Origin of the sequence: Caulobacter sp., from assembly GCF_017744445.1 — a bacterium.
GTDB lineage: Bacteria > Pseudomonadota > Alphaproteobacteria > Caulobacterales > Caulobacteraceae > Caulobacter.
The window spans coordinates 323,082-329,178 of record NZ_JAGIBH010000003.1 but is presented as its reverse complement, the minus strand read 5'-3'; the positions used below and the strand labels follow the sequence as shown (position 1 = coordinate 329,178).

The following is a 6,097-nucleotide window of genomic DNA, read 5'->3' as shown; positions in this document are numbered from 1 at the left end:
CACTCACCCTCCCACGCCTTCGGCGCGGGCCCCTCCCTCTCTCCATGAGAGAGGGGTTCAAGAAAAAGATTCACGCTCGTGTCGGCGCGCTACCTCGCCATCCGTCCTAGGGTGGACTTCACCCCGGAGACCCCGCCATGACCCCCACCATCACCGCCTTCAAGGCCTCCCCCGATCGCGGCCGGGGCCTGGCGCGCGACATGCAGGTGCGCTGGGCGCTGGAGGAGGTCGGCCAATCCTACGACGTGCGGCTGGTCACCTTCCCGGAGATGAAGCAGGCCGAGCACCTGGCCCGGCAGCCGTTCGGCCAGATCCCGACCTTCCAGGACGGCGATCTCTGCCTCTTCGAGTCCGCCGCCATCGTCCACCACATCGCCCTGAACCACCCCGGCCTGCTGCCGGCGGACGAAGGCGGCAAGGCCCGCGCCCTCTCCTGGATGTTCGCCGCGATGAGCACGATGCAGCCGCCGATCGTCGAGTTCGGCATGGCCACCATCCTGGAGCGCGACAAGCCCTGGTTCGAGGCTCGCCAGCCGATGCTGGAGCAAGCCGTCCGTACACGGCTGGACCAGCTGGCCGCCCGCCTAGGCGACGCCGAGTGGCTGGACGGCGACTTCAGCGCCGGCGACCTGATGATGGTCGGCGTGCTGCGGCGCCTGGGGCCGTCGGGCATGCTGGCGGACTATCCGACCCTGGCCGCCTATGTGGCGCGCGCCGAGGCGCGGCCGGCGTTCCGGCGGGCCTATGACGACCAGCACCAGGTGTGGGTCGAGGCGTCGAAGGGCTAGCCAACCCCAAACCTTGACCCAACCCGAGCTTCCCCGCGAAAGCGGGGATCCAAGCCGAGTCCGAGGGCCGTCGCTCGGCCTCACCCCTTCCTGAAACCCAGCTTGGATCCCCGCCTTCGCGGGGATCCAAGCTGGGAGAGACGCGTGTGGATTACCGCTTCTTGCCCAGCTCGGCGGCAATGTCCTTGGTCATCCGGCCGACCTTGCGGTGGGCGGTCGTGATCTGCTCGCGGGTCACGCCCCAGCGCTTCATCCAGTATTCGACGGCCTGGCGCTCGGAGAGGTCCAGGCGGTCCTTGTCGATGAACCCACGCTTGTCCTTCAGGCCAGCCATCAGCGGCTCCCCCACGGTCTGGAATCGCCCGCCGCGGCGCGGTTGGCCTGTTGTCGCTGGAACTTCCCGCCCCGCGGCGGTTTCGGCCGCGCGTCGAGCGCGGCCTGCTTCAGGCGCAGGGCGCGCTGAATGGGGGTTTCGTCGGGCGGGGTGTCGGCGGTCATGGAGCGCATTATACCCCTCTCTCATAGAGAGAGGGAGGGGCCCACGCGAAGCGTGGGAGGGTGAGAGGTTTCACCACCAACCGGAAAACCCCGATTCCTTCCGTTGAGCCCGTAAGCTCAACATGTCCAACCTCCACCATGGACAAGATCGCCAACGCCCGTCGCCTCCGCCAGGACCAGACCCTGGCCGAAAAGACCCTGTGGAAGCTCGTCCGCAACCGCCGCCTCGGCGGCTTCCGCTTCCTCCGGCAACACCCGATCGACCGCTACATCGTGGACTTCGCCTGCGAGGCGGCGAAGCTGATCGTGGAACTGGACGGGCCGGTTCACGACGATCGGGAAGAGTATGACGCTCGCCGTACGGCGACGCTGGGGCTGTTCGGGTACGTGGTCATCCGCTTCCCTAACCAGCGGGTGCTGACCGATCCCGGCGGGACGGCGGACGATATCCTGGCGGCGCTTCGTTCGGCCAGGTCGTAACCTCTCACCCTCCCACCGCTACGCGGCGGGCCCCTCCCTCTCTCTATGAGAGAGGGGTTCGGGAGGGCGGTCCTTGACTGGCGTGGTCAGTCCGGCACGCTGCAGCCTCCAAGAGATGTAAGGTGATCACCGACCCTGGGGGTCGATGTTCGGACTGATACGGAGAGATCTAACTGATGGCAGATAACAATAGCGATCACCTTATAGATCCAGATCCAATGGCAATTGCGGGTCTCGCAATAAGTCTTGTTGGAGCGGTCGTCCCTCTGGTCCAGATGTTCCGAAAGCAGCCCCCTACTGAGGTCCACGTTCACGTCATTCAGCAACAACCCTTGATGGAACTTGAGCGAACAATTGACAGCACAAAAAGCCACCTAAAATCCTTGCAGCGCGCGGTAGATTTCGGCTCGCCCAGCCCAGATATTCAATTCTATGACGCTCCGACACGCCTGCTAACGACCTCCCTTGAGATCGATCAAGGATACTTCGACACCTACACGTCATCGCTCAGCAGCCTCTTCACAAGCACCGGTCACATATCGATTTGGATTCACAATATCGTCCGAAATCACCCCCAATTGGCCGGAAGACTTGGAGAAAGCCTTGACCTTCCCCTACAAGAAATAGCCGATCGCCTGAATGTTGCGATGGCAGAAGGCAGACCAATAAGAGAAGTTATAGTCGAATTGAAATCGACCCTTTCTCTTCTTGCCAAAGCCATTGAAGCCGAATTGGCAAGAGATCGTCGAAATTAGATATAAAAAGGGCGGAGCGTCACAGCCCCGCCCTTCAAAACTTCAAGCTCAATGCAAGCAGCTACCTACTCCGCCGCCGCCTTCGGCGCGTAACCCAGGATCGCCTTCGTCTCGAGGAATTCCCCGAACGCGTGATCGCCCCACTCGCGGCCGTTGCCGCTCATCTTGTAGCCGCCGAACGGGGCCATCAGGTCGGGGCTGGCGCCGTTCAGGTTCACCTGGCCGGCGCGGAGTTTCGCGGCCACCGCGCGGACGCCGTCGACGTCCGTGCCCGAGACATAGGCCGCCAGGCCGTACTCGGTGTCGTTGCCGACGGTGATGGCGTCTTCCACCGTGTCGTAGCCCAGGATCGAGATCACCGGACCGAAGATCTCTTCCTTGGAGATCGTCATGTCGGGCTTCACGTTGGCGAAGACGGTCGGCTTCACATAGTAGCCCTTGTCCAGGCCTTCCGGCCGGCCGACGCCGCCGGTGACCAGGGTGGCGCCCTCGTCGATGCCCTTCTGGATCAGGCCCTGGATCTTGTTCCACTGCACCTCGGAGACCACCGGGCCCATCTTGTGGTTGCCGTTCGGGTCGCCGACCGTGTGGCCCTCGGCGGCGGCCTTGGCGATGGCGATGACCTCGTCCATGCGCCGACCGGGGACCAGCATGCGGGTCGGGGCGTTGCACGACTGGCCCGAGTTCATCATCACCGAGGCCACGCCGCCGCCCACCGCGCGGGCGAAGTCGGCGTCGTCCAGGATGATGTTGGGGCTCTTGCCGCCCAGCTCCTGGTGCACGCGCTTGACGGTCGGGGCGGCGTTCTTGGCCACCTCGATGCCGGCGCGGGTGGAGCCGGTGAACGAGACCATGTCGACCTGCGGGTGGCTGGACAGCGCCGCGCCGACCGTGGGGCCGTCGCCATTGACCAGGTTGAAGACGCCGGCCGGGACGCCGGCGGCATGCAGGATCTCGGTCCAGATGTAGCCTGAGAACGGCGCGATTTCCGACGGCTTCAGCACCATGGTGCAGCCCGTGGCGATGGCCGGCGCGACCTTGCAGGCGATCTGGTTCACCGGCCAGTTCCACGGCGTGATGAAGGCGCAGACGCCGATCGGCTCCTTGACGATCCGGGTCGTGCCCCGGTCTTCCTCGAACTTGTAGCCCTTGAGCACGGCGGCGGCGGTCTGGACGTGGGCGATGCCCATGGCGGCCTGGGCGCGCTGGGCCAGCCAGGCGGGAGCGCCCATCTCCTCGGTGATGGCTTTCGCCATGTCCTCGAAGCGCTTCTGGTACTCGGCGATGATGCGCTCGAGGATATCGATGCGTTCTTCGCGGCTGGTCTGGGAGAAGGTCTCGAACGCCTTGCGGGCGGCGCGGACGGCCTTGTCGACGTCGGCTTCCGAACCCAGCGAGATCACGCCGGCGACCTCTTCGGTGGCCGGGTTGATGACGTCCAGCGGCTTGGGCGCGGCCGGATCGACCCAGGCGCCGTCGATGTAGAACTTGGTGTACTCGCGCATGCCGTTCTCCTGCCCTTGGATTGGAGCCCGCTCTAGTTGGAGAGGCGGCGGGCGGTTTCAAACAAGCATTTAATGTGATCGGCGTTCAGGTGTGAAGGGGGTCCCGCCGCCACATCCACCTTTCCTGTCTTCCTAGGCCTTGTGCCTAGGACCCATCGTTCCACCACCGCTGAGCCAGACACGTCGACGCCAAGCCCAGCGGCGCCATGGATCCTAGGCGCAAGGCCTAGGAAGACGAAAAGGGGAGATCCGCGAACTGGCGGAGTCACCACATAGGGCCAGCTTCCGCCTCGCCGAACACCTCCGCCAGCCGCCGCCGGGTGCCGGGGGAAACGCCCTCGGGCAAGGCGTGCGGGTCGAACCAGCCGACCTCATGGATCTCGCCGGCGGCGTTCGAGGCGCAGGGCTCCCAGGCGTCGACGCGGTAAACGAGGACGTGGTCGCCGGGGTGGACGATCTCGTTGCTGTGGGCCGAGATCAGGCGCGGGCGGGACAGGGCGCGGATCCCGGCCTCTTCCTGGAGCTCACGCACGACAGCGGTCTCGGCTGTCTCGCCACGCTCGACGCCGCCACCGGGCAGGTACCAGCCGTGGATGTAGGTGTGCTGGAGCAGCAGCACCTGGCCGGCCTCATTGGTGACCACCGCCCGCACGCCCAGGGTCAGGCCGCGCCTGAACCGGAAGAAGGCGTAGACCAGGGGCCGGGTGAAGGGTTCGATGCGGCGTCGCCAGAGCATGGCCGTGTAGTAGCTTGCGGTCGGCCGTCGTGACAGCTAAAGCCGCAGCAACTGTCTTTCTCTTCCGGAGCCGCGCCATGCTCGCGATCGGTGTCATCGTTATCTTCCTGGGCGTCGTGCTCGCCCTGAACTACGTCGAGTTCGGCCGCATCGACTAATGACCGGCCCGGCGCGCGGCGCTGCCCTGGTCACCGGCGCGGGGCGCCGGATCGGCAGGGCCCTGGCCCTGGAGGCCGCCCGCGCCGGCTACGACGTCGCCGTCCACTATCGCGCCTCGGCCGACGAAGCCGAGGAGACGGCGCAGGCCGTGCGGGCCCTAGGCCGCCGCGCGGTCCCGGTTCGCGCCGAGCTGTCCGACGAGACCGCCGTGCGCGGCCTGATCGCGGCGTCCAGCGAGATCGCTCCCTTCACCCTGCTGATCAACAGCGCCTCGGCCTTCGAGGACGATCGCGTCGGCGGGCTGTCGCGCCAGACCTGGGACCTGCACCTCGAGACCAACCTACGCGCCCCGATCGTGCTGGCCGAGGCCTTCGCCGCCGCATTGCCGGCGGATATGCAGGGCCTGGTGGTCAATATCGTCGACCAGCGGGTGCTGCGCCCGAACCCTCAGTTCTTCAGCTATTCGCTGGCCAAGGCCGGCCTGTGGTGGGCCACCCAAACCCTGGCTCAAGCGCTTGCGCCGCGCGTGCGCGTCAACGCCATCGGCCCTGGCCCGACCCTGCCCTCGGTGCACCAGGCCCCCGGCGAGTTCGAGGCCGAGGCGGCCGGCGTGTTGCTGAAACGCCGCGCCCTGCCCGAGGACATCGCCGCCGCCCTGCGCTACCTCATTGACGCAAGGTCAGTGACGGGCCAGATGATCGCGGTGGACGGCGGCCAGCACCTGGGCTGGAAAACGCCCGACATCGTAGCACCTTAGGAGGCCACCGCTTGGCCGCTTCCCCTCTCGCCGAAGACACCGCGCCGCAGGACCTGGCCCGCGTGATCGTGACCAAGGTCTTCGTGCGCGGCCTCAAGGTCGACGCCGGCATCGGCGTCTATGACCACGAGTACGGCCGCTTGCAGACCCTGGTGGTCGATGTCGAGCTGGACGTGGCCGCCAGCCACTTCGAGCGCCTGGGCGACACCGTCAACTACGAGCGCATCGGCGAGGCCGCCCGCGCGATCGCCGCCGAGGGCCATGTCGGCTTGGTCGAGACCTTCGCCGAGCGCCTGGCCCAGGCCTGCTTCTTCGACCCTCGCGTCACCCGCGCCCGGGTGCGGATCGAAAAGCCCGAGGCCCTGGCCCCGCACGCGGCCGCCGCCGGCGTCGAGATCACCGCCGTCCGGAGCTAGTCT

Annotated in this window: 10 protein-coding genes; 6 read left to right on the top strand and 4 right to left on the bottom strand. The window is 66.5% G+C overall.

The features are described 5' to 3' along the window. Window positions 1–137 precede the first annotated feature (137 nt). Window positions 138–788: a glutathione S-transferase family protein gene (locus J7528_RS06710; protein WP_291872163.1), complete on the top strand. Its 651-nt coding sequence runs from the start codon at window positions 138–140 to the stop codon at window positions 786–788. Window positions 789–939: 151 nt separating this feature from the next. Here the strand turns inward: J7528_RS06710 and J7528_RS06705 are convergent, their stop codons facing one another. Further along, window positions 940–1,122, bottom strand: a complete 183-nt coding sequence (locus J7528_RS06705; protein ID WP_101716176.1) for a DUF3606 domain-containing protein — start codon at window positions 1,120–1,122, stop codon at window positions 940–942. After that, window positions 1,122–1,295: a hypothetical protein gene (locus tag J7528_RS06700; RefSeq protein ID WP_291872162.1), complete on the bottom strand. Its 174-nt coding sequence runs from the start codon at window positions 1,293–1,295 to the stop codon at window positions 1,122–1,124. Before J7528_RS06700 ends, J7528_RS06705 begins: the two co-directional genes overlap by 1 nt. Before the next feature lie 129 nt (window positions 1,296–1,424). On the opposite strand from J7528_RS06700, the gene J7528_RS06695 reads away from it, so the two are divergent. Further along, window positions 1,425–1,766 (top strand): endonuclease domain-containing protein, encoded by a 342-nt coding sequence (locus tag J7528_RS06695; RefSeq protein WP_291872161.1) that lies wholly within the window; start codon window positions 1,425–1,427, stop codon window positions 1,764–1,766. A gap of 176 nt (window positions 1,767–1,942) precedes the next feature. After that, window positions 1,943–2,521, top strand: a complete 579-nt coding sequence (locus J7528_RS06690) for a hypothetical protein (RefSeq protein WP_291872160.1) — start codon at window positions 1,943–1,945, stop codon at window positions 2,519–2,521. Between the two features lie 65 nt (window positions 2,522–2,586). On the opposite strand, the gene J7528_RS06685 is transcribed toward J7528_RS06690, so the two are convergent. Then, window positions 2,587–4,026, bottom strand: coding sequence for an aldehyde dehydrogenase family protein (locus J7528_RS06685; RefSeq protein WP_291872159.1), 1,440 nt, complete (start codon window positions 4,024–4,026; stop codon window positions 2,587–2,589). 265 nt (window positions 4,027–4,291) lie between these two features. Further along, window positions 4,292–4,762, bottom strand: coding sequence for an NUDIX domain-containing protein (locus J7528_RS06680; RefSeq protein WP_291872158.1), 471 nt, complete (start codon window positions 4,760–4,762; stop codon window positions 4,292–4,294). A 29-nt stretch (window positions 4,763–4,791) separates the two neighbouring features. Between J7528_RS06680 and J7528_RS06675 the strand changes: the two genes are divergently transcribed. From J7528_RS06675 to folB, 3 genes are read left to right on the top strand one after another with little or no spacing between them, the layout of a single operon-like run. Then, window positions 4,792–4,920, top strand: coding sequence for a hypothetical protein (locus J7528_RS06675; RefSeq protein ID WP_291872157.1), 129 nt, complete (start codon window positions 4,792–4,794; stop codon window positions 4,918–4,920). Continuing rightward, entirely contained in the window at window positions 4,920–5,678 is a 759-nt protein-coding gene (locus tag J7528_RS06670) for an SDR family oxidoreductase (RefSeq protein WP_291872156.1), read from the top strand. Before J7528_RS06675 ends, J7528_RS06670 begins: the two co-directional genes overlap by 1 nt. Window positions 5,679–5,689: 11 nt before the next feature. Further along, the gene (gene folB, locus J7528_RS06665) at window positions 5,690–6,094 is read left to right on the top strand and encodes a dihydroneopterin aldolase (RefSeq protein ID WP_291872155.1); all 405 of its coding nucleotides are present in this window, start codon (window positions 5,690–5,692) and stop codon (window positions 6,092–6,094) included. Window positions 6,095–6,097 lie beyond the last annotated feature (3 nt).